Source organism: Desulfurispirillum indicum S5, from assembly GCF_000177635.2.
Classification (GTDB): domain Bacteria; phylum Chrysiogenota; class Chrysiogenetes; order Chrysiogenales; family Chrysiogenaceae; genus Desulfurispirillum; species Desulfurispirillum indicum.
Map to the genome: position 1 here is coordinate 1,241,635 of NC_014836.1, position 23,456 is coordinate 1,265,090.

Annotated in this window: 22 protein-coding genes; 11 read left to right on the top strand and 11 right to left on the bottom strand. The window is 57.2% G+C overall.

Annotation, left to right across the window (positions count from 1 at the left end):
- The 3 genes from SELIN_RS05845 (at position 1) to SELIN_RS05855 (ending at position 3,020) form a co-directional block, all read left to right on the top strand.
- The gene (locus tag SELIN_RS05845; protein WP_013505744.1) at positions 1-1,032 is read left to right on the top strand and encodes an ABC transporter permease; all 1,032 of its coding nucleotides are present in this window, start codon (positions 1-3) and stop codon (positions 1,030-1,032) included.
- 70 nt (positions 1,033-1,102) lie between these two features.
- On the top strand, positions 1,103-2,632 hold the full coding sequence (locus tag SELIN_RS05850; protein ID WP_049871166.1) for a dipeptide ABC transporter ATP-binding protein: 1,530 nt from the start codon (positions 1,103-1,105) through the stop codon (positions 2,630-2,632).
- Between the two features lie 67 nt (positions 2,633-2,699).
- Positions 2,700-3,020, top strand: coding sequence for a P-II family nitrogen regulator (locus tag SELIN_RS05855; protein WP_013505746.1), 321 nt, complete (start codon positions 2,700-2,702; stop codon positions 3,018-3,020).
- A 36-nt stretch (positions 3,021-3,056) separates the two neighbouring features.
- On the opposite strand, the gene SELIN_RS05860 is transcribed toward SELIN_RS05855, so the two are convergent.
- The gene (locus SELIN_RS05860; RefSeq protein ID WP_013505747.1) at positions 3,057-4,598 is read right to left on the bottom strand and encodes a potassium/proton antiporter; all 1,542 of its coding nucleotides are present in this window, start codon (positions 4,596-4,598) and stop codon (positions 3,057-3,059) included.
- Between the two features lie 143 nt (positions 4,599-4,741).
- On the opposite strand from SELIN_RS05860, the gene SELIN_RS05865 reads away from it, so the two are divergent.
- Positions 4,742-4,945, top strand: coding sequence for a YgaP family membrane protein (locus SELIN_RS05865; RefSeq protein ID WP_013505748.1), 204 nt, complete (start codon positions 4,742-4,744; stop codon positions 4,943-4,945).
- A 12-nt stretch (positions 4,946-4,957) separates the two neighbouring features.
- Here SELIN_RS05865 and ruvB read toward each other — a convergent pair whose 3' ends face one another.
- The 7 genes from ruvB to argJ are packed head-to-tail and all read right to left on the bottom strand — an operon-like array spanning position 4,958 to position 10,420.
- The gene (ruvB, locus tag SELIN_RS05870; RefSeq protein WP_013505749.1) at positions 4,958-5,983 is read right to left on the bottom strand and encodes a Holliday junction branch migration DNA helicase RuvB; all 1,026 of its coding nucleotides are present in this window, start codon (positions 5,981-5,983) and stop codon (positions 4,958-4,960) included.
- A complete protein-coding gene (ruvA, locus tag SELIN_RS05875) occupies positions 5,980-6,588 on the bottom strand; it encodes a Holliday junction branch migration protein RuvA (protein WP_013505750.1) in 609 nt (202 codons plus the stop codon). The genes ruvB and ruvA overlap by 4 nt, the downstream gene beginning before the upstream one ends.
- Positions 6,585-7,100: a crossover junction endodeoxyribonuclease RuvC gene (gene ruvC / locus SELIN_RS05880; protein ID WP_013505751.1), complete on the bottom strand. Its 516-nt coding sequence runs from the start codon at positions 7,098-7,100 to the stop codon at positions 6,585-6,587. The genes ruvA and ruvC overlap by 4 nt, the downstream gene beginning before the upstream one ends.
- The gene (locus SELIN_RS05885; RefSeq protein WP_013505752.1) at positions 7,097-7,846 is read right to left on the bottom strand and encodes a YebC/PmpR family DNA-binding transcriptional regulator; all 750 of its coding nucleotides are present in this window, start codon (positions 7,844-7,846) and stop codon (positions 7,097-7,099) included. The genes ruvC and SELIN_RS05885 overlap by 4 nt, the downstream gene beginning before the upstream one ends.
- 30 nt (positions 7,847-7,876) lie before the next feature.
- Complete coding sequence (locus tag SELIN_RS05890) at positions 7,877-8,239, bottom strand: hypothetical protein (protein WP_013505753.1); 363 nt, start codon at positions 8,237-8,239, stop codon at positions 7,877-7,879.
- A gap of 7 nt (positions 8,240-8,246) precedes the next feature.
- Positions 8,247-9,188: a uroporphyrinogen-III synthase gene (locus tag SELIN_RS05895; protein ID WP_013505754.1), complete on the bottom strand. Its 942-nt coding sequence runs from the start codon at positions 9,186-9,188 to the stop codon at positions 8,247-8,249.
- An 8-nt stretch (positions 9,189-9,196) separates the two neighbouring features.
- A complete protein-coding gene (gene argJ, locus SELIN_RS05900; protein WP_013505755.1) occupies positions 9,197-10,420 on the bottom strand; it encodes a bifunctional glutamate N-acetyltransferase/amino-acid acetyltransferase ArgJ in 1,224 nt (407 codons plus the stop codon).
- Positions 10,421-10,672: 252 nt separating this feature from the next.
- On the opposite strand from argJ, the gene SELIN_RS05905 reads away from it, so the two are divergent.
- A complete protein-coding gene (locus tag SELIN_RS05905; RefSeq protein ID WP_013505756.1) occupies positions 10,673-11,233 on the top strand; it encodes a Pycsar system effector family protein in 561 nt (186 codons plus the stop codon).
- A gap of 7 nt (positions 11,234-11,240) precedes the next feature.
- On the opposite strand, the gene SELIN_RS13850 is transcribed toward SELIN_RS05905, so the two are convergent.
- On the bottom strand, positions 11,241-11,657 hold the full coding sequence (locus SELIN_RS13850; protein WP_013505757.1) for a pentapeptide repeat-containing protein: 417 nt from the start codon (positions 11,655-11,657) through the stop codon (positions 11,241-11,243).
- Between the two features lie 167 nt (positions 11,658-11,824).
- On the opposite strand from SELIN_RS13850, the gene SELIN_RS05920 reads away from it, so the two are divergent.
- The 4 genes from SELIN_RS05920 (at position 11,825) to SELIN_RS05935 (ending at position 20,895) form a co-directional block, all read left to right on the top strand.
- Entirely contained in the window at positions 11,825-15,151 is a 3,327-nt protein-coding gene (locus SELIN_RS05920; RefSeq protein ID WP_156788030.1) for a PAS domain S-box protein, read from the top strand.
- Between the two features lie 106 nt (positions 15,152-15,257).
- Positions 15,258-17,591, top strand: coding sequence for a PAS domain S-box protein (locus tag SELIN_RS05925; RefSeq protein ID WP_013505759.1), 2,334 nt, complete (start codon positions 15,258-15,260; stop codon positions 17,589-17,591).
- Positions 17,588-19,996 (top strand): PAS domain-containing sensor histidine kinase, encoded by a 2,409-nt coding sequence (locus SELIN_RS13855; protein ID WP_049871095.1) that lies wholly within the window; start codon positions 17,588-17,590, stop codon positions 19,994-19,996. Before SELIN_RS05925 ends, SELIN_RS13855 begins: the two co-directional genes overlap by 4 nt.
- Positions 19,997-20,094: 98 nt before the next feature.
- The gene (locus tag SELIN_RS05935; protein WP_013505761.1) at positions 20,095-20,895 is read left to right on the top strand and encodes an undecaprenyl-diphosphate phosphatase; all 801 of its coding nucleotides are present in this window, start codon (positions 20,095-20,097) and stop codon (positions 20,893-20,895) included.
- On the opposite strand, the gene SELIN_RS05940 is transcribed toward SELIN_RS05935, so the two are convergent.
- Both SELIN_RS05940 and SELIN_RS05945 read right to left on the bottom strand, forming a co-directional pair.
- Entirely contained in the window at positions 20,863-21,408 is a 546-nt protein-coding gene (locus SELIN_RS05940) for a P-loop nucleotide/nucleoside kinase family protein (protein ID WP_013505762.1), read from the bottom strand. The two genes, SELIN_RS05935 and SELIN_RS05940, sit on opposite strands and share 33 nt — an antisense overlap.
- The gene (locus SELIN_RS05945; RefSeq protein WP_013505763.1) at positions 21,405-22,424 is read right to left on the bottom strand and encodes a hypothetical protein; all 1,020 of its coding nucleotides are present in this window, start codon (positions 22,422-22,424) and stop codon (positions 21,405-21,407) included. Before SELIN_RS05945 ends, SELIN_RS05940 begins: the two co-directional genes overlap by 4 nt.
- A gap of 147 nt (positions 22,425-22,571) precedes the next feature.
- Between SELIN_RS05945 and SELIN_RS15430 the strand changes: the two genes are divergently transcribed.
- Complete coding sequence (locus tag SELIN_RS15430) at positions 22,572-22,706, top strand: hypothetical protein (protein ID WP_264180145.1); 135 nt, start codon at positions 22,572-22,574, stop codon at positions 22,704-22,706.
- A 77-nt stretch (positions 22,707-22,783) separates the two neighbouring features.
- Entirely contained in the window at positions 22,784-23,434 is a 651-nt protein-coding gene (gene trmB / locus SELIN_RS05950) for a tRNA (guanine(46)-N(7))-methyltransferase TrmB (RefSeq protein ID WP_013505764.1), read from the top strand.
- Positions 23,435-23,456: the final 22 nt, after the last annotated feature.

The window sequence follows — 23,456 nt, forward strand, 5'->3', positions numbered from 1 at the left end:
ATGGCCCCGACCTGTGTTCCCCTTTCCCTGAACCGGCGTCGCTGGCAGCAGTTCCGCAGTAACCGCCGCGCCTGGTACTCTCTGTGGATTCTGCTGGGCCTTTTTGTGCTGAGTCTGGGTGCTGAGCTGATTGCCAACGAGCGGCCCTTGCTGGTGCGTTTCGAGGGCACCTGGTATGTGCCGTTGGTGAAGGAGTACGACGAGACGGTTTTTGGTGGCGATCTGCCGATCAGTGCCGACTACCGCGATCCTTTCCTGCGGGAGCTTATCGAGGCGAATGGTTTCCTGATCTGGGCTCCCCTGCGCTATCACTATCGCTCCATCAATTACGCCAGCGCTCATCCCCATCCGGCTCCGCCTTCCCGTGAAAACTGGCTGGGGACCGATGATCAGGGGCGTGATGTTCTGGCGCGGCTGATTTACGGCTTCCGCGTCTCATTTCTCTTTGCTTTTGCCCTGACTGTCGCCAGCTGCCTGATCGGGGTGGCTGCGGGGGCGGTGCAGGGGTACTTTGGTGGTGCCATTGATCTGTTGGGTCAGCGTTTTATTGAAATATGGTCCGGGTTGCCGGTGCTGTTTGTGCTGATCATTCTCTCCAGTATTGTGCAGCCGGGTTTCTGGTGGCTGCTGGGCATTATGGTGCTCTTCAGCTGGACGGCCCTGGTGGATGTGGTGCGGGCGGAGTTTCTGCGTGGGCGCAATCTGGAGTATGTGCGGGCGGCGCGCGCCCTGGGGGTGAGTGACGTGGCTATTATGCGTCGCCATGTGCTGCCCAACGCCATGGTGGCGACCATGACCTTCGTGCCTTTTCTCTTCACTGGCGCCGTGACGACGCTGACGGCGCTGGATTTTCTGGGTTTCGGACTGCCGCCGGGCTCGCCTTCGCTGGGGGAGCTGGTGGCCCAGGCCAAGAATAATCTCCATGCTCCCTGGCTGGGGATCACGGCGTTTTTTTCCCTGGCAACGCTGCTGACACTGCTGGTTTTTCTCGGAGAGGGTACCCGTGACGCCTTTGACCCACGAAGACACTGAAAAAGACTCTGTAAACCTGGCTGAAGGGGAGATTCTCGATGTCAGGAATCTGCGTATATCCTTTGGTGCGATGGAAGTGGTACAGGGAGTCAGCCTGCGATTGCAGCGGGGGCAGACCCTGGCCCTGGTGGGGGAGAGCGGTTCCGGCAAATCGGTGACCGCGCTGTCGCTGCTGCGACTTCTGCCTCAAGGAGCCTCCGTTGATCCGGGGAGTTCCATTGTGGTCAGCGGCCAGCCAGTGCTGTCTCTGACTCCCCGTCAGCTGCGTCAGCTGCGGGGCGGTTCCGTGGGTATGATCTTTCAGGAACCCATGACTTCCCTGAACCCTCTGCACACCATCGAAAAGCAGATCGGCGAAACCCTGCAGCTGCACCGTGGCGTCAGTGGCCGGGCGCTTCGTGAACAGGTGCTGGCCCTGCTGGAAGAGGTGGGTATCGACAATGCTGCCAGACGCATGGGTGCTTTCCCCCATGAGCTTTCGGGAGGGCAGCGGCAGCGGGTGATGATCGCCATGGCCCTGGCCAACGATCCCGCGTTGCTGATCGCAGATGAGCCCACCACCGCCCTGGATGTTACGGTGGCCAGCCAGATCCTTGAGCTGCTGAAACGCCTGCAGCGCAAGCGTCACATGGCTATACTCCTGATTACCCATAACCTGGGCATCGTGCGCCGTTACGCGCACCAGATCGCGGTGATGCAGACGGGCCGGATCGTGGAGCAGGGCACGTGCACGGAAATATTCACGTCGCCGCGCCATTGCTGCACCCGCATGCTGCTGGATGCCGAACGTCACCATCCGCCGGTACCGGTGGTGGCTGGCGCGTCGGAGCTTCTGCGGGTGGAGGATCTGCGGGTATGGTTCCCCATCAAAAAGGGTATCTGGCGGCGTACGGTGGATCATGTGCGCGCCGTGGACGGGGTCAGTCTGCGTGTGGCCAGGGGCGAAACCCTGGGGATTGTCGGCGAAAGCGGATCGGGCAAGACGACCCTGGGCCTGGCGCTGCTGCGGCTGCTGCCCGCCAGTGGCGAGATCCACTTTGATGGCCACGCCCTGCACGCGTTAAAACACAAGGCCATGCGCCCGCTGCGCCGCGCTGTTCAGGTGGTGCTGCAGGACCCCTACGGCAGCCTCAGCCCGCGAATGAATGTGGCCCAGATCCTTGAAGAAGGGCTGCTGGTGCATGGGTTCAGTGTCAGCGAGCGCCGGGAGCTGGTGCAATGGGCGCTGCAGGAAGTGGGCCTGGATGTGGCCATGCTGGAGCGCTATCCCCACGAGTTTTCCGGTGGGCAGCGCCAGCGCATTGCCATCGCCCGCGCACTGGTGCTCAACCCCCGCCTGCTGGTGCTGGATGAGCCCACTTCGGCTCTGGATCAGAGCACCCAGGCCCAGGTCATGGCCCTGCTGCGCCAGCTGCAGGCAAAGTACGGGCTGACCTACCTGTTTATCAGCCACGACCTTGGTCTGATCCGCTCCATCAGCCACCAGGTGCTGGTGATGAAGGATGGCCGGGCGGTGGAGCAGGGTTCCACGGAAGCCATCTTCGCGGAACCACGCCACCCCTACACCAGACAGTTGATGCAGTCGGCATTGACTGTCTGAACGGGCGCTCCTTGTGTCGCGAGCGTATTTTGTGTAGTATAGCCGTTATGTATCAGGAGGTGCATCCATGGAGTTCAATAAGGATCTCAAGCTGGTTATCAGTATTGTGCGAGCCGAGCATACTGAAGAGGTGATTACCGCTTTGGAAAAAGCAGGTGCCGCAGGCTGGTCTATTGTGCGTGGCCGTGGTGCCAGTTCACGCAGCCAGTTGAAGGTTTTTGGCATGCGCCTTGAGCCCATGAAAGAGGTCATCTACACTATTGTTCCCGATACCCACGCGGTTCAGGTGATGCAGACTGCCTGTGAAGTAGGCCAGCTGAATGAGCCGGGCAATGGCATCAGCTTTATTGTGAACGTGGAAGCAGCGGCCGGAGTCCTTTTCGGCTGATCTGCCGCTTGTCTATCTTCGGTTGCAACAACCATGTCAGGTTTTGACTTCCTCTCCCTCCATATCCAGTCGTTGCTTTGTCAGTACCCGTTTCAGGCGACTGATATTTTCTTTGGCAACCAGTATGAAAAGGTGGTCATTGGCCAGGATTTTCGTATGTCCAGTGGGAGTGATGATCTGGTCGTCGCGTATGATGGCGTTGATCAACGTACCCTTGGGCAGGAGCAGGTCGCGTATTTCCTTATCCACAATAGCATCTTCAAGATTCACACAATATTCAATTATGTCGGCGTTGGCTTTCCCCAGTGATACCAGTTCAATGGTATATTTCTGCGCTTTCCCCCGCTTGCTTTCCAGGTTCAGCAGCTTTGCCAGGGGCGAGATGGTTGCTCCCTGGATGAGTGTTGAGGTGAGGACGATAAAGAAGACGACGTTAAAGAAGCTCTGACTGTGCTCTATGCCTGCCAGCAGGGGATAAGTGGCCAGAATGACTGGAACGGCACCCTTCAGTCCCGACCATGAGATGAATATATACTCCCGCACGCTGTAACGGAAATTGGACATACGTATAAAGGGTAGCAGGCTGGTGGCAACTCCCAGGGGACGAGCGATGAACATCAGCACCCCAGAGAGAATCAGGCCGACAATAAGGAATTCGCTGAGCACTTCGCCAGGGAATACCAGCAGGCCAAGGACAATAAACATGAGGATCTGCATCATCCAGGCGAAGCCCTCGTTAAAGCGAAAGATGGAGTGTCGGTAAGGGACATCGGCGTTCCCCACGATAATCGCCAGTACATAGACGGCCAGGAACCCGCTGGCATTGACCAGCGCGCTGGCGCTGAAGGCAAGGAATGCCAGACTGAGTGCCAGGAGTGGGTAGAGTCCACCAGAGTCAAGGCGTATGCGGTTCAGTATCCATACAGCCGCGCGTCCCAGAGTATATCCCATAAGCAGACCCATTCCCATCTGCCAGAAAAACTGGGGAATAAGGGTCAGCATATTGGTGTCTTCGTACTGGATCATCTGGATAAAAGAGATGGTGAGGAAGACTGCCATGGGGTCGTTGCTGCCTGATTCCGCCTCCAGGGTGCGCGCCAGTCTTTCTTTGATAGCTTTTCCACTGAAAACAGAGAAAACCGCAGCGGCATCGGTGGAACCCACAATGGAGCCCAGGAGCAGTGCCTCAAGCCAGCTGATGGGAAGAATAAGCTTGGCGGCCACGGCTACGCTCAGGGCGGTGAAGACGACGCCAATGGTTGCCAGGCTGAGCGCAGGCGCCAGAACTGGACGCACCGAAGACCACCTGGTCTGCATACCACCGTCAAAGAGGATGATGACCAGGGCGATAGTGCCGAAAAACTGCGCCAGGTAGGCGTCTGAAAAGTCAATAAGGCCCAGTCCGTCACTGCCCGCCAGCATGCCAAAGCCCAGGAAGAGCACCAGTGCTGGTACACCGAATCGCGTGGCAAAACGGGTAGCGAAGATGCTTATAATGGCAAGCAGGGCAAAGAGAACCAGGTAGTAGTTGGTGTAGAACAGTTCAGGTATTCCCGAGGAGAAAAAATCCGCGATCATGGTTGTGCTTCCCTTTTGAATCGGGTTTTCGTGATGATGTCATCATAGGAGAAAGTGTGAGTCGGGAACAAGAAGTTTCCTTGTCAATGGCTCCTGTCAACTATATAGTTGTATGGTTTTTTATATTTTTTGTGAGGTGTTCCATGAATATCGATCGCGTTGTCTTTGCTTTCGCCGGAACGGTTATCCTGCTCAGCGTGCTGCTGACCTATGCCATCAGCCCCTGGTGGCTGCTGCTCACGGCATTTGTGGGGCTGAACATGCTGCAGGCGGCCTTTACGGGTTTCTGTCCATTGGCGGTTATTCTCAAAAAGCTTGGGGTAAAACCGGGACAGGCGTTTTCCTGAGGCGGGTGCTGATCAGTCGAACAGGCCCTGGGGTTCCGCAGCGCGCGGAGAGTTCAGCCCGAAGTGACGGTAGCCGTTTTCCGTGATGATGCGTCCGCGTGGGGTGCGCTGCAGCAGGCCCTGCTGAATGAGGTAAGGCTCGCAGACATCTTCCAGGGTGCCGCGCTCTTCGGCGGTACAGGCGGCCAGGGTGTCCAGGCCGACGGGACCGCCACTGAACTTTTCAATAATGGCCAGCAGTACCTTGCGGTCCAGGTAGTCGAGGCCGGCTTCGTCCACTTCCAGCTGTTCCAGGGCGTAACGGGCGATGGCGTGGTCGATGCTGCCGTGGCCCTTGATCTGGGCGAAGTCGCGCACGCGCCGCAGCAGCCGGTTGGCGATGCGGGGAGTTCCCCTGGAGCGGCGGGCCAGCTCCCGCGCGCCATCGCCTTCAATGGCGATACCCAGGATGCTGGCGGACCGGGTGATGATGGCCAGCAGGTCGTCCACTTCGTAGAATTCCAGGCGGCTGTGGACGCCAAAGCGGTCGCGCAGTGGCGAACTCAGGAGTCCGGCCCTGGTGGTGGCACCGATCAGGGTAAAGGGTGGCAGGTCTATTTTGATGCTGCGCGCCGCTGGCCCCTGTCCGATGATGATATCCAGCTGGAAGTCCTCCATGGCGGGGTAGAGGATTTCTTCGACGGAGGTATTCAGACGGTGAATTTCATCGATGAAGAGTACGTCGCCTGACTGCAGGTTGGTGAGGATGGCGGCCAGGTCGGCGGATTTTTCGATGACCGGGCCGGAGGTGGAGCGGATATTGACGCCCATCTCATTGGCGATGATATGGGCGATGGTGGTCTTGCCCAGTCCCGGCGGGCCGGAAAAGAGGATATGGTCCACTGGCTCTCCACGGCCTTTGGCTGCCTGGAGAAAGACGGAGAGGTTGTCCTTGAGGCGCTGCTGGCCGATATACTGGGACAGGTTCTCCGGTCGCAGGCGCAGTTCCTGCTGGTCTTCTTCGTGTATCTGTCCGCTGATCAGGCGTTCTTCGCTCATTGATGGCCCCGCTGTCTGAGTACTTCACGGATAATAGAGGTTTCACTGTCGGCTCCGGCTGCCATGGCGCGGCGCGCGGCGCTGTCGGCTTCTTCGCGGCGCAGTCCCAGGGCGATCAGGCCCTGTACCGCATCGGCAAAGACCGATGGTGTCCCGGAAGTGGTGCCGGTAAAGGCCTGGGGCGCGCTGCTGGTGGCGGCAGCGGGAGTGACCTTGTCCTTGAGTTCCAGGGCGATCTTTTCAGCCACTTTCTTGCCCACACCGGGAATACGCTGAATCGTGGCGATGTCGCCCATGGCGATGGCGTTGCCCAGCTGTTGCGTGTTCAGGGTGCCCACTGCGGCCAGGGCAATCTTCGCTCCGATGCCGGAGACTTTCATGAGGAGCAGGAAGAGGGCTTTCTCTTCACTGCTGCTGAATCCATACAGGGTGATGGCATCTTCTTTGACGCCCATCCAGGTCTGAATGCTCACCGTCTGATCCACCTTCAGCGAGGTGGCCAGGGAGGCGGGGATGGAGAGTTCGTAGCCGACTCCACCGGAGGTCAGTATGGTGGCGCGATCCTGGGTGAGGCTGTGTACCGTGCCGCTGACGAGGGAAATCATCGGTGTGCTCCGCGAAGGTTGGTGCGGCCAATGGCCTGCTGGTGGGCAATGTGCTGGGAGAGGGCGATGGCAGCTGCCAGCGCGTCCGCGGCATCTTCGGGTTTCGGCAGTGTGGCGAGGCTCAGGAGCATCTGCACCATGCGGCCCACCTGCTCCTTGGGTGCCTTGCCGTAACCAGTGACACTCTGCTTGATCTGCAGGGCGCTCAGTTCCACCACATCCAGGCCTTGGCTGAGGCAGGTGATCATCAGGACTCCCCGGGCGTGGCCCAGTTTCAGGGCCGACTGAGGATTCTGGGCCAGAAAGACTTCCTCAATACAGACGTGGGCCGGTGAGTGCTCCCGCAGTACTTCATTCAGACCCTGCTGCAGGTGGAGCATACGCTGGGGAAAGGGGAGATCGACGGGTGGGCGTATGGCGCCGTGGGCACGGTGCAGAAGCTGATTGCCCCGTGCTTCCACTATCCCGTATCCCGTTATGCGGGTTCCCGGATCAATTCCCAGCAGGATCACGGGTTCAGCTGTTCCATCAGCGCGTCGTCAATGTCAAAGTTCATATAGACATTCTGCACATCATCGCAGTCTTCCAGGGCTTCCATGAGGCTGAGCACCTGGGTGGCGATTTTCTCATCCTCCACCGTGATGGTGGTGGCGGGTACCATGTTCATCTCTGCGGTTTCAATGGGAATACCTGCCTCTTCCATGGCGTCGCGCACGGCCATGAAGTCTTCAGCCGCCGCGATGATCTCAAACATGCCATCGCCACTTTTCACATCTTCGGCACCGGCATCCAGGGCCACCAGCATGACATCGTCCTCGCTGGCAGACTCGGCGTTGACGGTGATGACACCCTTGCGGCTGAACAGGTAGCCCACGCAACCCGACTCGCCGAGGGAGCCGCCGCGCTTGCTGAAGATGTGCCGAACTTCGGCGACGGTGCGGTTCTTGTTATCGGTCAGGGACTCCACCATAACGGCGATGCCGCCAGGGGCGTAGCCTTCGTAGGTAATGGATTCATAGTTGTCGCCATCCATGCCGCCGATACCGCGCTTGATGGCGCGCTGCACGTTGTCATTGGGCATGTTGACGCCTTTGGCTTTCTGCAGGGCCAGTCGCAGGGCGGGGTTCATATCCGGGTCAGCGCCGTTGCGTGCCGCGATGGCAATCTCCTTGGCGACCTTGGTGAAAATTTTGCCACGTTTGGCGTCCTGTGCGCCTTTGCGATGTCTGATGTTGGCCCATTTGGAATGACCTGCCATAAATCCTCCGAGTATAAAAATGACGTATGATTAGCGTTCTATAGTGATCTGCCGTACCAGAGAGGCGGCAATGGTGTAGCTGCCGAAACCGGTCTTACCGGAGAAGGTGCCATGGCCGTGCAGAATACGCAGCGTATCGTTGCCAGTCTGGATGACCATTTCGTCCTGTTCTATGTCGATCTGGTGAATTTTTGGCAGTTCAATGCGGATATCGGCGGAACCAAGTTTGCCCTGAATGAAGGGGGCGTGATTGTAGGTGAGTCCCTCCACCCGCACGCTTTTGCCGGAGGTGTCGGTGACAGTGGCGGTGGGGCCGGCAATGGATGGCCCCATGGCGGTAAGGGTGATCAGGGCGATCAGAAGCAGGGCAAGGGAGATGGTGAATTTTTTCATGGGCAACTCACTTTGCTGTGTATTCGTGAAGGGTGCTGAGCAGGCCGTCGGTGTCAAAGGTTGCGGCCTGGGCCAGAATCTGATATCCGCGCTGCTTTACGGTCGCCGTGGTGGGAGGTCCGATAGTGATGATGGGAACCTGCCACAGGATGCCGCTGTCCCGGACCCTGTCCAGAAAGTAGCCTGCCGCAAAACTTGAAGTAAATACCACAAAATCAGGTTTTCTGTCCACTGTGCGCTGGAGAAACTCTCCGGGGTGGGCGATGCCTTCACTGTGGTAGAGGTGCAGTTCCTCGACGGCAAAGCCGTGATGCCTCAGGGTGTCGGGCAGAATCTCGCGGCCACCGGCGCCGCGGGCCAGCAGAAATCTGGAGTTGGACGGTTTGTAGTGCTGGCAGAGTTCCCGGGCGAAGGCGGCGGCTTCCGAGGTATCTGCCACGTACTCAACGCGCAGGTTGCGGGCTTCGCAGGCCTGCCGGGTTCCCTGTCCGATGGCCAGAACCGGTGGAGCAGAAGCTGCGTCCATGTTAGCCATGGCGAGCATGCGCGCCAGATGTTCCACTCCCTCGCGGGATGTCAGCAGAATATGGGAGTAGTTGCCCAGGCACTGCAGGGCAGCAGGAAGTTGATGTTCTGCAGAGAGAGGCGCGGTGCGGCTGGCAGGAGCCACCAGCACCCGAAAACCTTCTTCCAGCAGCCGCCGGGTGAAGGTGAATGACTGGCTCACTGGCCGGGTATTGATGACGATGGGGCCATCCGTTTTGCCGAGTACCGGGTTTTCGCAATCTACCAGAATGTCACCGGATTCGCGGTAGTCGAGGTGGTGCTGCTGCGGTGCCAGGGTGATGTACTGGAGATACGCCTCATAGCTGTAGAATCCGATATTCTGCTGGTTGTGGTCGACGAGTCTGACATGGCGGCAGCTGGCAGGGATGGTGATGTGCTCCATGGCCGCTGTCAGGTCCGGTAGTCGGCATTGACCCGCACGTATTCGTAGCCCAGGTCAGAGCACCAGTAGTCGTGGGTGCCGGAGCCGAGCTTCAGGTCAAAGGTAACGGTGAATTCCGGCTGGGCCAGCACCTCGGCGCAGCGCTTTTCCGCCTCATCGCCCAGACCGATTCCGTCGGCGACCATCTGTTCGCGGTCGAAGAAGAGGTCGTACCCGTAGCGATTGATGGCCGCGCCGGAATAGCCCACGGCGGCGGCGATGCGGCCCCAGTTGGGATCGCTGCCGAAAAAGGCTGTTTTGCAGAGGTTTGAGTCGGCGATGGAGCGGGCGGCGGTGCGGGCATCTTCGTCGCTGGCGGCCCCCCTGACGACAATATGGACGGTCTTGGTGGAACCTTCGCCATCGCGGACGATCTGTTTGGCCAGTTTGAGCAGCAGTTCCGTGAGCACATCCCGGAAGAACTCCCACTCGGGAGTATCCACTTCCATGGCAGGTGTATGGGATTCGCCGTTGGCCAGCAGGCTGACCATATCGTTGGTGGACATGTCGCCATCCACCAGGATGCGGTTGAAGGTGAGGTCCACTGCGTGACGCAGGGCCTTCTGGGCTGCAGCAGGGGTCAGGTTGGCGTCGGTCTGCACAAAGCACAGCATGGTTGCCATGTTGGGGCAGATCATGCCGGCTCCCTTGCAGATGGCGCTGATGACGATTTCCCGGTCACCACGGGGCAGACGTACACCATCGAACTTTTCAAAGAGATCGGTGGTTTTGATGGCCATGGCCAGGGGCTGTGGCCGATAGGGCGACAGGTTGCCGGCAATGGCCGTGATAGCCGGGGCGATGCGATCCATGGGCAGGGGGACGCCAATAACGCCAGTGCTGGCCACCAGAACTTCGTCGGTGCCGATCTGCAGAGATCTGGCGACAGTGTCGGCCATGGCGCGGGCATCCTTTTCCCCCTGTGCTCCGGTGGAGGCGTTGGCGTTGCCGCTGTTGACGATAATGGCCCGCACGCGGCTGTCCTGCAGCGACTGGCGACAGATGTCAATGGGAGCGGCGTAGACGCGGTTGGTGGTGAAGACCGCCGCGCCGGTACACGGGGTGGGAGAGTAGATAATCGCCATGTCATCGCGACTGGTGTTTTTCGGCTTGACGGGCACCCGGCCCGCTGTGCCCAGAAAACCTCTGGGTACGGCATGCTGGTCCCAGATAACTGCTTCATTTACGCTCATGGTTCTCTCCTGATGGTCGAATCACTGACAGGTTGTGCTCGGTGCCGTCGATCGTTGCGGACGGTGAAAACCCCGTCTGTGGTCTGATCCGTGTTCCGCAGCGCACGGTATGCGGGATTCTTTCAGTTGCCTGCATGTTTTTGGTATTTCGCCGGGCCCCTGGGGTGCTGAAGGTAACTTTCATTGCGTCCGCCTGTCAGGTAATTTATCATGAAGTGCTGAATTCAAGCTACTGTTTGCAAGGGGTGAATCATGTCGGAACCGGTACAGAACAATAATGTCGAAGAGCCGGTGCTGCCGCGTCTGCTGGCTGCAAGCGCGCTGCAGGCCAATCTCACCAAACATATGGATTACAATAAGATGGCCGATCAGAAGGCCAGTGCCCTGGTGACCATTGCCACGGTGGTCATCACCATCACTCTTGCCCAGTACGCCAACATGGTGTTTCTGGTACCGGAAGTTCTGCTGGTGACCAGTGTCATCAGCATTTATTACAGCCTGCTTACCATTGTGCCCAAGGTGTATGATCACAATTTTATCGATCCCTACCACTATCAGAGCTTTTCCAAGATCTCCGAGGAGGAGTACCTGAGCCTGTTCAAGGAGCTGATTAAGGACCGTGAGAAGATGTACGATGCCTACCTGCGGGATATCTACTATCTGGGGACCTATCGGCTGAAAAAGAAATACCGCAACCTGATGCGAGGAAAATTCGCTCTGCTGGCCGGGTTGATTGCGGCGGGAGTGCTGACGCTGATCGCCAATCAGGAGTTGTCGTTGATGATACTGCTTTCAAAGGTGCTTGGACACTGAGGGTCTGTCAATAGCGGCATTGGCCGATGGAGCCTTCAGCGCAGACCTGTCCGTTGACCCAGATGGCCTCCTCAAGATTTGCCCCGTCAAATTGGGCGCTTTCGATGTTACGGCTCCAGCGGAAGTTGGCTCCGTTGAGGGCGGCGTTGCGAAAGTCGGTACTGCGCAGTTCGGCAGACTGAAAGTTCACGCCGCGCAGATTGGCGCCCTGGAAGTTGGCGTGCATGAGGTTGGCAGCCTCCATGCGCGCGCCCTCGAAGTTGCCCTCAGCCAGGTTGGCGCTGCGCAGGTTGGCTCCCATCAGGTTTTCTCCGGGGCACTGGGTTCCCGGACGCAGCTGACAGTTGCCGACTGTGCGCCCAGAGGCGTTCAGTGAGAATATGAGCAGCAGGAAAAGTGCTCCATATACGTATTTATATGCCATGGGAAAGACTCCTTAGTAAGGCTTCATTGGTGGATATGATGCCACAGAATCTGCCGGTATTCAGTAAAAATCGGCAAAGACTTGATAGATAAGAATTTGTTTCCACTGAAGAACATTTCCTGTTAGATTGGTAGGTGCGTAAGTCCTGATCGCTGACGGGGTGGAATTTGGGTATTCTGTCGAAAGAAGAACAAAGGCTTTTGTTTGTCCCCCTGGCGGGGGCCCTGGCTGTGGCCGTGGTGGTAACCCTTTTTCTGCTGCAACTGGCATCGGTCCGCACGGAACAGCGTGTCAGCCAGGCCCGCTCTGAAGGCCAGGAACGCATTGTGCAGCTGCGTGAACAACTGGAAGATGCCCTCTTCGACAGCTATCACGTGATGCATGCCACAGCCCGGGAAGTGGCTGAGCTCTCGCCATGGTCAGAAGAGAGGTTTGCGGCAGCCGGCAGCCGGGTATTACAGGCTCAGGATGCGATTTCTGCCATAGCGCTCGTGTCCCGCCAGGAGCTGGCCGCGGTGTACCCTCCCTCACTGGCGCAGAATGTGCCCTGTTTCACGTCGAAGAGTATTCACCGACTTTCCCAGAATAGCTCCACCAGCGCCACCCTTCGTGGCCCTCTTTTCCCCTCCCCGGATGAAGCTCAAGTCTGTATGGCGATACCACTTTCTGCCACTGCAGATGCTGACGCTGGCATACTGCTGGCAGCGATTAACCTGGCGAGCATGCTGGAAAAAGCAGGAAGCGTGGACTTTCGCCTTGATGGCATGTTTCTGGGGCTCAGCAAGGCGCTGAGCCCTGTGGCAGAAGGGGAATTTGCCGGCCATGAAAGGGCTTTCCGTGATGATGCCGTCACCACGCGCCTGCGCTTTCATGACGCCGAGTGGTATTTCTCCATGGCACCACAGGGTCAGTGGGGCCCGCAGGTCTACTCCTGGGTCTGGGTTATCGCGCTGTTCTCGGTGGCCGCCGGCAGCCTCTCCTGGTATCTTTTCCACCAGCTTATGCGCATGCACCGGTCCAGTCAGCGACTGGTGCCTGAGATGCGCAGCCGACGCCAGGCTCAGCAGGAGGTGCGGCGCATGAGCCGTGCCCTGGAAAACAGCGCCTGCTCGGTATTGATCACGGATATCGACGGTCTCATAGAGTACGCCAATCCGAAAACCTGCCGGGTGACGGGTTACTCGCAGGCAGAACTGCTGGGGAGCAACCCGCGTCTGTTCAGCGCGGGGGAGACGCCCGCTGAGGTGTACGATGCCATGTGGAGCGATCTGCTCAGTGGCCGCGAATGGGTGGGCGAACTGCTGAATCGTCGCAAGGATGGCAGTCTCTACTGGGAGCATGTGGCCATTTCGCCTATCTTAAATCAGAGCGGCAGGATCATGAGCTATATTGCCGTCAAAGAAGATATTACCCGTCGTCGGCAGGTGGAGATTACGCTGGAGCGGGAGCGGGGTGTCCTGGAGGCCATCGCCCAGGCCCGGCCTTCATCGGAAATTCTGCGCACTATCTGCGCTATCATACAGGAGCAGATTCCCCATTCGCGCTGTTCGTTCATGCTGCTGGACGCTTCGGGAAAGGTGCTGCAGGGCTGCATTCACACTGACCTGCCAACGGAGTATGTGGATCTCATCGTCAGCGTTCCGGTGCGGGAGGCTTCCGGTTCCTGTGGCACGGCAGCATATCGCAGGCAACCAGTGATCGTCAGCGATATCGCCACTGACCCCTTCTGGAGTGGCCCGTTTCGCGTGATGGCACTCAAGCACGGACTGAATGCCTGCTGGTCCTGGCCGGTGCTCTCCTCGACGGAAGAGGTACTGGGCACCTTTGCCATTTACTGCCGTGATCAGCGCAGGCCCGAGCCCCACGAGGAGCTTATGGTCATGCGTTTTGCCTCCATAGCGGCCATCGCGGTGGAAAAGGAGGAGTGGCGCGAAAAACTGCTGCTCAGCGAGCAGCGCTACCGCAGTTTCATGGAGAGCCTCAACGACGGGGTTATTATCACCCAGGACGGCCTGCTGCGCTATCTGAACCAGTCTATGGCGCAGATGGTCGGATACGGGCGGGAGTCTCTCACGGAAACACCATTCATGACCTATATCCATCCTGACGATCAGGCCCTGGCCATGGATTACCACCGACGCCGCATGATGGGGCAGCAGGCTCCCAGTGAATATGACGTGCGGCTTCTCTGTCACGATGGGCGGGTGATCACGGTGCGCGTAAATTCGAGCCTGATTACCTGGAATAACCGCCCGGCTGCCCTGGCAACGGTCACGGACATGACCCGGCGTCATGAGGCCCAGGAGCAGATCCGGCAGCTTAATGAAAGCCTTGAGCGCCGGGTGACCGAAGAGCTGAAGCGGCGTATGGAGACGGAAACCCTGCTGGAGGGTGTTTTTGAGAACTCTTCGGTGGGTATCGTGGCCATTGATGGCAGGGGGCAGGTGCTGAGGGCGAACGCCACCTACTGTCAGATGCTGGGGTATTGTCCTGAAGAGCTGCGCGAAGTCGGATTGGACTCTCTCCATCCCGATGACCGCCTGACGGTGGTCGAACACTTCGAATCCCTGATGGATGGTTCTGCGGCCATGTGTCAGATTGAAATACGCTATCTCACCAGGGATGGCGGGCTGCTTGATGTTCAGATAGTTGCCTCGGCACTGAATGATGAAAATGGAGATCCCAGGGCCATTCTCGCCATGGTCAAGGATATCAGCGATCTCAAGGTGGCCATTCGCCGCCAGCGCATCCAGGAACAGCTGTTGATCCAGCAGTCAAAGATGGCGGTCATGGGAGAGATGATCGGCGCGATTACCCACCAGTGGAAACAGCCCCTGAATGCCCTTTCCATCATACTGCAGGAGGCCCGCGAGGATTATCAGCTGGGCATTCTGCCACCACCGGTCTTCAGCGAAGCTGTGGAAAGATCCCTCAATCATATTGACTTCATGTCCCGCACCATCGACGATTTCCGCGATTTCTTCCGCCCTGACAAGAGCCGTGTGCTCTTTGACATTATCGAGGCCGTGGAGGAGGTGGAGAAACTTCTGCAGAAGCAGCTTCATCTGCACAGCGTCAGTATGCTCTATGAAATCTCTTCAGAAAACCAAGCGCATCGTGCCATCTATACCGTTGCCAATGAGGTGAAACAGATTGTCCTGAATATCCTCAATAACGCCATTGACGCCATAGCGGCGGCGCGGGTACAGGGCCTGCTGCACCGCAATGATAATGGCATCATTCGCGTGCGCCTGGAGACCACGCCCATGGAGCGCATCCTGCTTATTGAGGACAACGGCGGTGGTATTCCCGATGAGATTCTGCCGCGAATTTTCAAACCGTACTTCACCACAAAGGCGGACAAGGGGACTGGCATTGGCCTCTATCTCTCCAGGATGATCATGGAAAACAGCCTTGGGGGGAGTATCAGCGTTACAAATACACCGTCTGGCGCCTGTTTCCGCCTGGCCTTTCCAACGCTGCAGAAGGAGTAGTCATCCGCGGTATCCGGGTGGCTCGTACTTGCCAAAGCGTGCGTCCTTCCTGTATAAACCTGTATCGGCGATCGAACCTATCTTTTTCCGGGAGAGGAATGTAGCGTTGCCAGAAAACTGTACCCCCCCCATTACTCCCGATCTGGCTGACTTCCTGAATGCCTGCGATGAGCCGGTTCTGTTTTTTCATCGTCAGACGCAGCGGATTTGTTACGGCAATGCGGCTCTGCAAAACCTTCTGGGCATATCTGATGCATCGTCATCCTGGCCATTTGTTCATGATCTTTTTACCAATGTGGAGAGTTCATCTTTCACGACTGAGTCCGCTCGATACCAGTATCTGTGGTCGAAGCAGAGCATGCAGGATGGGATGGTGCAGCTGACGGCCTATGTCCCACGGGCCCACCCCGACTATGTTCTCATGAAGCTGCATATTGACGAGCGTTTTCTGCAGCGCTTCGAGCAGTGTCTGCACTTTTCCGGCGACGGGCTCTGGGAGTGGGAACTGCTGTCCGGCACGGTCTATCTCTCTCCGCGCTGGAAGGAAATCGCCGGATACAGCGATGGTGAGCTGGAGAACTCCTTTGCTTCATGGCGCCAGGTAATACATCCCGACGACTATCAGCGCGCCATTGAACGCATCCGATCCCTGTCCCAGTTCCCCGGCCGCGTCTTCCAGGTGGTTCACCGCATTCTCAGCAAGAGTGGAACCTTCAAGTGGGTGCTCTGCCGTGGCCAGGTTCTCCCCGGCCCCGATGGCAAGGCTGAGCGGATCATCGGCTTTCTGACTGATATCGATGAACAGCGTAAAATAGAAGAGGAGCTGGAGCAGGCCCGGCAGATGCTGCTGGATGTTCAGTCGCGGGTCAGCATGGGCAACTGGGAAATGGATCTGGAGACGGAGCAGTTCTGGTGGTCCGATGAGATGTACCGCATTTTCAATGTCTCCGCGGGTGACTTTGGCGGAAGCCTCAATGATTTTCTCGCCATGATCATCCCCGAGGAGCAGCCGCTTGTGGAACAGGTCTTTCGTGGCGATGTTCCCTTCAGTCACTTTTTCACCTTCCACACTGATCCCGTCGGGCCGCGCACGGTTTACATGGAAGCCGAAATCTACCGCAACGCGCATGGTACGCCCACCCGTATGGTGGGTCTGGCCCAGGATGTCACCGCCCAGCGCGAAGCTCAACAGCAGAACAGCAAGCTCAGCCGGGCGTTGGAGCAGGTTCCCAACGCGGTCATCATCACGGACCGCGAAGGCACCATAGAATACATTAACCCTGCCTTCGAACAGATTACCGGTTATACCCGGGAAGAGGTCATCGGCCGTAATCCCAATGTGCTGAACTCCTCTTCCATGCCCAGGGAGTTTTACCGGGACATGTGGCAGCAGATCCTTAACGGAAGCATCTTTGAAGGGGAACTGGTCAATCGGCGCAAGGATGGCACCCTCTACCAGGAGCACAAGTCCATTGCCCCTATTCGCGATACCCGTGGGCATATCACCCACTTTGTTTCCATTGGCCGGGATATCACCCAGCAGGTGCAGATGCAGCGGGAAATTGAAGCTGCCAACCAGACCCTGCAGGAATTAAACGAGGGACTGCAGCGGCGGGTTGAAGAGGGAATTGAAAAGCAGCGGCGTCAGGAGCAGCTTTTGCTGCAGCAGTCGCGCCTGGGGGCCATGGCCGAAATGATGAGCTATGTGGCCCACCACTGGCGGCAGCCTCTGAATATCATCGGCCTGCTGATTCAGAATATTCAGATAGCCCACCAGATGAACGAGCTCAACTCCCAGTTTATTGAGGATGTCTCCCGTCAGTCCATGGAGCAGATCCGCAAAATGTCAGAGGTTATCGACAGCTTCGCCAGCTTTTCCCAGGAGTCCCGTGACAAGCAGCCGTTCAGTCTGGTACACGCCATTCAGGACACCCTGCTGCTGGTGCAGCAGCAGTTGCAGGACAGTGGCATCACCATTCAGGCGACCTTTGTGCCCACCGGACAGATGATTCCCGTCAGTCAGGCCGATACCTGCCCCATAGACCCGCATCAGAACAACTATCCTGCCGTGAATGTGCTGGGGTACCCCAACGAGTTCAAACATGTGCTGCTGAGTATCATCAACAATGCCCGTGACGCCATTGCCAGTCGTTTCAAGGGTTCTGGGCAGGGCTTCATTGACATATCCCTGGATCATAACGAGCAGGAGATTGTGGTGCGGATCGCCGATACTGGAATGGGGATTGACGCTGCTATCATGGATCGCATTTTCGACCCCTATTTCACTACCAAGGATGTGGGCAAAGGCACCGGAATTGCTCTCTATATGGCCAAGGTCATTATCGAAACCCATATGGGAGGCCAACTGACGGCGCAGAATACCAATGAAGGTGCCTGCTTCACCATCCGGTTTCACGTTCCTGCACAGGTTTCTGTGTGAAGATTTTGCCCCTCGTCGCTCAGTCTGTTCTTAATCATCTGCCCTGTGGAGCCATCTGCGTGGATCGTCAGGGCAGGGTGGCTCTGGTGAACGCCATGGCAGCTCGCCTGTGGCAGGTGGCACCCGATACGGCCCTGGATATCAGTTCGCTGACCCAGTTGATGGCCAGCCAGCTGGAATCTCCTGAGCCGTTTGTGGAAGCGGTCCTGTCATACTTTTCCAGCAGCGGGCAACAGGAAATTGCTGGCCAGCTCAGGCAGGTGTGCGGGCGAAAAATCCATCATGCCATCACCGCGATCCATGATGAGTGTTTTCCCGAAGGAGCCTGGCTGTGGAGCTTTCTACCCCAGGAGGAGGCTCCGGCGGCTGTACCGGTTCCAGCAGAATCAGGGGCTTCTCTCTTTGCCGATGGCGAGATCACCCGTGATCTGAATGCCGTTGGCTCCCTTATGGAGGCCCTTGCGGAGATGGTCTTTTTTTATACCCTTGACCGCACCATGTACTTTGGTAATGTCATGGGCCGGTTTGCCCCCGAAACCCGGCTTTCCCCCGGGCACTTTTTTGCTCGCAGCATCTGGCAGATATTTCCCCACAAAACGGCGCGTATTCACGAACAAGTCAACCGTGAGGTGCTGCAGGAGGCGACGACGAAGGTCTTTGAGTGGTGTATGAGCGGCGGTGATGGTCAGGAGTTCTGGTTTCGCTCGTCCCATGCTCCACTGCTGGACGCTGGGGGGCAGGCCGTGGGTATTGTGGGAATATCCATGGATATCACCCGCCTGAAAAGCCTTGAGGAAAACACCCGCGAGCAGACAACCTATATTCGCAACATACTGAATTTCCAGGCCAATCTCATCGTGGTCATGGAAGGGTCTCGGCTGAAAACCTGCAATAAAGCCTTTCTTGACTTCTTCCACTGTGAGACCAAGGAGGAATTCCTGCAACGTAACCAGTCGCTGGAGCAGGTTTTTGTGGAGGAGGAGGGTTATCTCAGCGCCCGGGATGGTCAGTGGCTCCTCAGGTTGATGGAGAATCGACAGCGCGCTCAGGAGACGCGCGTGCTCCTCTATGATATGCGACGCGGAGAGAATCGTCATTTCCTGCTGGATTTTCGCATCATGCCCACGGGTATTGACGAGATGGTTCTCACTTTTACTGATATTACCGAACTGGAAGAATACCATCGCCTTTTGCAGGATATTAATGCGTATCTGGAGATTAAGGTTCAGCAGCGCACCAGCAAGCTTCAGCAGGTCAACGATCTGTTGCAGACACGGGAAAAGCTGGTACACACTATTTTCGAAACGATTCATGTGGGTATTGTGGTGCTGGATGAGGGCGGCAGCATTGTGCAGTCTAACAGTGCCTTCGGGCGTATCTGCAGCCTGGGCACCGATGAACTCGCGGGAAAACCCTTCGAGGAGTGTCTGCGCGGACGCAGTCGCCGCAGTGCCAGACGCATGTTCAATCGATCCCTGACGCGTTCCCAAGTCCAGGGGCCCTACCACTGGAAGGTACAGCGCCATGATGGCGCTCAGCTGCGGGTACTGTTCAGTCTGTCTCCCCTGGCCTATGGCAGTGGACAGGACTATCGCCTGCTGACCATTACCGATATCACACGGCGTCACGCCATGGAAGAGCGTGCCCGCTACCAGGAGCAGATGCTGATTCAGCAGTCGCGCATGGCGGACATGGGGGAGATGATCGGGGTCATAGCCCACCAGTGGAAGCAGCCACTCAACAGCATAGCCTTGCTGGCTCAGACCATTTCTCTGCTCTTTGATGGGCAGCCTGGTGAATACAGTCGCCAGCGCATTGCCGACTCCCTGCAGAATATCCTGGAGCAGGTCCGGTTCATGGCAGACACGATTGAAGACTTTCGCGACTTCCTGACGCCCTCGAAGGAAAAAGTGAATTTCCCCCTGGATGTTGCTGTCGCCTCCATACTGCATATTCTGGCGCCGCAACTGCAGCTCAGTGGAATCACTCCCCACACCAGCTTCCAGAGTACGGCAGGGGAGCTGATGCTGGCCCACGGATATCCCAATGAGTTCAAACAGGTCATTCTCAATATATTGGTCAACGCCCGTGATGCCATTGAGCAGGCGCGCAGCAACGGCCAGCAACTTCAAGGAGAGCACAGTATCGATATCGCCATAGAACCGTTGCCGGAACACTGGCAGCTCGCCATCAGCGATACCGGTGGGGGAATTCCCCCGCAGATGCTGGAGAAGATCTTTGAACCCTACATGACCACCAAGGGGGATCAGGGAACGGGAATCGGGCTCTCCATGTCGCGCACGATCATCGAAGACCATATGGGTGGCAGCATTGAGGCCACGAACTGGGAGAAAGGGGCGCGAATCCTTATACAGCTTCCTCGCGCGGGGAAGAGCTCCCTGTGAGAAAAGGCAGTGCTTCGCAGCCGTCAACCTGCCGCAAACTGCTGGGCGGATATAACTCTATGCGTATCGGCTGATGAATCTCCAATGAAAGGTTTCCCGTGGATTTCCTGCAGATTTTCATTCTCTCCGTCGTTCAAGGCCTGACGGAGTTTCTTCCCATTTCCAGCTCTGCGCATCTTATTCTGGTGCCGGTGTTTACCGCCTGGGAAGATCAGGGGCTGGCCTTTGATCTGGCGGTGCACCTCGGCTCACTGGCAGCGGTTTTGTGGTATTTCCGGGTGCAGATTGCCGGTATGGGCAGTGCCTGGACCAGAAGTCTGCTTTCGGGTCAGAAAAGCGCCGATTCGCGCCTGGCCTGGGCTATTCTGTGGGGAACCGTTCCCGTGGGGCTGGCGGGGATAACCATGAAGGGGCTTGTGGAGACGGAGTTTCGTTCACCGCTACTGATCGCGTTTTCCCTGATCCTCTTCGGCATTGCCCTGGGTGTCGCCGACTTTCGTCGCAAAGGCGAACGCACTGAATACGATCTGCGCTGGTCCGATGTGCTGGTGGTGGGTTGTGCTCAGGCACTGGCATTGATACCGGGAACGTCCCGTTCCGGCATCACCATGACCGCCGCCCTCTTTATGGGCCTTGGCCGTGAAGGAGCCAGCCGGTTCTCTTTTCTGCTCTCCATACCGGTTACGACTCTGGCGGTGGGGCTGCAGCTTCTGGAGCTGGTACAGATGCCGGCGGGTTCGACGGACTGGAGCTCTCTGGCGTTGGCTGCCGTGCTGTCAGGTATCAGTGCCTATCTCTGCATTCACTATTTCCTCGTTTTTATCCGGCAGATAGGCATGCAGCCGTTTGTGGCCTATCGTATTGTTTTAGGGGTGCTGCTTCTGGTCGTCTTCTGGTGAGATGGACTGGAGTATGTCGTTGACAGCCTTCCACGGGCTTTGGGTGTAGGTGTCGATCCGCAGCACCCGTTCATGGGAGGCGAAGGGTTCAAAGGACTTTTTCTGCAGCAGGTAGATGTCGAGATCCGCTTCGGAGGGGTTGTCGGCACGCTGCTGTCGTTGAATGATTCGCTGGCGGATGACCTCTTCGGGCGCCTGGCAGAGGATATACCAGTGAGGTGCGCCGGTGCCGGCCAGCAGGTTGCGCTGCCACTGGCAGGTGAAGGTAGCGTCCACGATGGCGTGGGGATGCTCCAGGGCGCGTTGAATCATGGTGGTGTAGGTCTGGCGGCTGAACGCGGGGGTATAGATATTGCTGCCGGGATGGGAAGCGCTCTGTTCCAGAGGTCCCATACCCGCCAGTTCCTTGCGGATGACATCGGACTGCAGATGGGGGTATCCAGTGGCCTCGGAAAAAAGATGGGCCAGATAGCTTTTCCCTGTTCCCGAAAGTCCGCAGAATGCGTAAATCATAGGCGGGAGAGTTCGTCGGCGTAGCCCAGGGCCAGTTCCACGTACTTGCGGGCCCGGTGGTACGCCTCATCTTTCTGCACGGGGTCAACCCCTTCATCGGCTATGAGCAGGCCCTCCACCTTGGCTCGCACCAGAGCGCGATAGAGCTTGTAGAAAATCACCAGCCCCGGTCCATCACTGCCTTCGCTGAAGTCATTCAGCAGCATTTTCTCCAGGTAGCGGGAGAACTCGTCGAAACCGTGAAAATCCATATCCATGAACAGAAAGGCGATATCATTGAGAATGTCGCAGCAGCGCAGGCTTTCGTTGAACTCGATACAGTCAATGGCGTGGATATGGCCTTCGCTGAAGCAAAGATGCTCAAGGCGCAAGTCACCATGGCCATCATAGATCTTGCCGCGCTGGGCCCGCTCGTCAAAAATGGCGCCGTATTTCTTGTAGATGGCTTCGGTGATGATGGTAAGGGTGTCATACTCATCCTGCTCAATGGTGGTGCCGATCTGGGTTTGCAGGACGTTGAAGTTCTCGTCGGTTTTGCGGGAAATGCCGGCCAGGCTGCCGTAGCGCTGGATGCCATGGTCATTGGGAGACTGGGAATAGAACTGGGCCAGGCGCTGACGAATCTTGTCCAGAAGGTTTCCCGGTGAAACAGACATGAAAATCAGCCGATCCAGGAGCATGTCATCGGGAATGCGATTCATGATGACGGCGTACTCGATGGCCTCACTGGTCTGCTGGTCAAAGAAGAGGTTGCCGTTGTAATGGTGCAGGGATGAAGCGCCCAGGTAGATGTTTTCACTCATGCGGCGATTCAGGGTGACTTCCAGCTCGCAGTACTTCTTACGCATCTCCAGGGTAGAGTAATCGACAAAGCCGAAGTTGACGGGCTTTTTTATCTTAATAACCCGTGTCTGACCGATAAAAACGGAAGAGATATGGGTCTGTTTGTTAATGAAGCCTTGCTGTCCCAGCAGGCTGCTGTGGCTGAGCAGGGAGTTGAGCTGTGCAAATTCCACCGGACACCTCCGCTTTTCGTTCAACTCTGGTACCATGGCACGATCTGTGCTGGGGGAACGCAGCCTTTGCATCCACATCGGATATTCGCTGTTTTTTCCCCGATTAAAATACGCTATAATTTTTGAATTCTCAACGAAAGACCCCCCATGAAATACGCTTTTATTGTTCTTCTGCTGGCTGTCTGGATACTGTATCCCACAAAATACCCCTTCCGCTGGGTGTTGCGCATTCTTCTCGTCGGGTTGATCTTCATGAGCATCATCACTATGATCAAACCGTGAGCGGCTGCTGAAAAAGCCGACCAGAAAAAGCACCGCTCTCTTAAGCAACTGATCATTCTGTTTCAGAGGAATCCTGTATGTCGAGTTCAACCATTGAAGTCAATCCGTACGTGCGCAAAATCCATGAGTTTCCCGAAACCATTCTTGTCCCCGGTGAGGATGGCCGCTTCGCCCTTTTTCCCCAGCTGCGCTCTGATATGCCGGTGGTGGTGGAGATTGGTTCCGGCAGTGGAAACCACATGATCCAGTACCTGACGCGCATGCCCCGGTGTCAATACTTTGGCTATGAGTTGCGCTACAAACGCCTCTACCGCACGGCTCAGAAGCTTGCTGAAGCAAAACAGCAGGGCTATGTGGTGCAGTGTTTTGCCCAGAAGATGCCAGAACACTTCGCGCCCGCTTCCATAGACACCCTCATCATCAACTTTCCCGATCCCTGGGCAAAGCTGAAGCAGCGCAAGAATCGCATCATGGCGCCGCAGAATCTGAAAATCTTCCACAGCCTGCTTAAACCCGGCGGTGTGGTGGAATTCAAGTCCGACCACCATGAATACTTCCTGCGTGCCAGGGAGAATCTTCTGGACAGTGGATTTGCGGTGGAAGCCTATACGCTGAATCTCCATGGTTCAGCGTACAGTGCCGACAATATCATCACCGAATTTGAGCGCATGTTTCTGCATAAGGTTCCCAAACGCATTGGCTGGCTGCGGGCACGCAAGGTGGGTTGAGCAGTGAAGAAGGCACCGCGAC

What these genes read in the sequence shown, in the direction of transcription:
- SELIN_RS05845 (WP_013505744.1), top strand. Translation starts at nt 1, where the DNA reads ATGGCCCCGACCTGTGTTCCCCTTTCCCTGAACCGGCGTCGCTGGCAG.
- SELIN_RS05850 (WP_049871166.1), top strand. Translation starts at nt 1,103, where the DNA reads ATGGAAGTGGTACAGGGAGTCAGCCTGCGATTGCAGCGGGGGCAGACC.
- SELIN_RS05855 (WP_013505746.1), top strand. Translation starts at nt 2,700, where the DNA reads ATGGAGTTCAATAAGGATCTCAAGCTGGTTATCAGTATTGTGCGAGCC.
- SELIN_RS05860 (WP_013505747.1), bottom strand. Translation starts at nt 4,598, where the DNA reads ATGATCGCGGATTTTTTCTCCTCGGGAATACCTGAACTGTTCTACACC.
- SELIN_RS05865 (WP_013505748.1), top strand. Translation starts at nt 4,742, where the DNA reads ATGAATATCGATCGCGTTGTCTTTGCTTTCGCCGGAACGGTTATCCTG.
- ruvB (WP_013505749.1), bottom strand. Translation starts at nt 5,983, where the DNA reads ATGAGCGAAGAACGCCTGATCAGCGGACAGATACACGAAGAAGACCAG.
- ruvA (WP_013505750.1), bottom strand. Translation starts at nt 6,588, where the DNA reads ATGATTTCCCTCGTCAGCGGCACGGTACACAGCCTCACCCAGGATCGC.
- SELIN_RS05885 (WP_013505752.1), bottom strand. Translation starts at nt 7,846, where the DNA reads ATGGCAGGTCATTCCAAATGGGCCAACATCAGACATCGCAAAGGCGCA.
- SELIN_RS05890 (WP_013505753.1), bottom strand. Translation starts at nt 8,239, where the DNA reads ATGAAAAAATTCACCATCTCCCTTGCCCTGCTTCTGATCGCCCTGATC.
- SELIN_RS05895 (WP_013505754.1), bottom strand. Translation starts at nt 9,188, where the DNA reads ATGGAGCACATCACCATCCCTGCCAGCTGCCGCCATGTCAGACTCGTC.
- argJ (WP_013505755.1), bottom strand. Translation starts at nt 10,420, where the DNA reads ATGAGCGTAAATGAAGCAGTTATCTGGGACCAGCATGCCGTACCCAGA.
- SELIN_RS05905 (WP_013505756.1), top strand. Translation starts at nt 10,673, where the DNA reads ATGTCGGAACCGGTACAGAACAATAATGTCGAAGAGCCGGTGCTGCCG.
- SELIN_RS13850 (WP_013505757.1), bottom strand. Translation starts at nt 11,657, where the DNA reads ATGGCATATAAATACGTATATGGAGCACTTTTCCTGCTGCTCATATTC.
- SELIN_RS05940 (WP_013505762.1), bottom strand. Translation starts at nt 21,408, where the DNA reads ATGATTTACGCATTCTGCGGACTTTCGGGAACAGGGAAAAGCTATCTG.
- SELIN_RS15430 (WP_264180145.1), top strand. Translation starts at nt 22,572, where the DNA reads ATGAAATACGCTTTTATTGTTCTTCTGCTGGCTGTCTGGATACTGTAT.
- trmB (WP_013505764.1), top strand. Translation starts at nt 22,784, where the DNA reads ATGTCGAGTTCAACCATTGAAGTCAATCCGTACGTGCGCAAAATCCAT.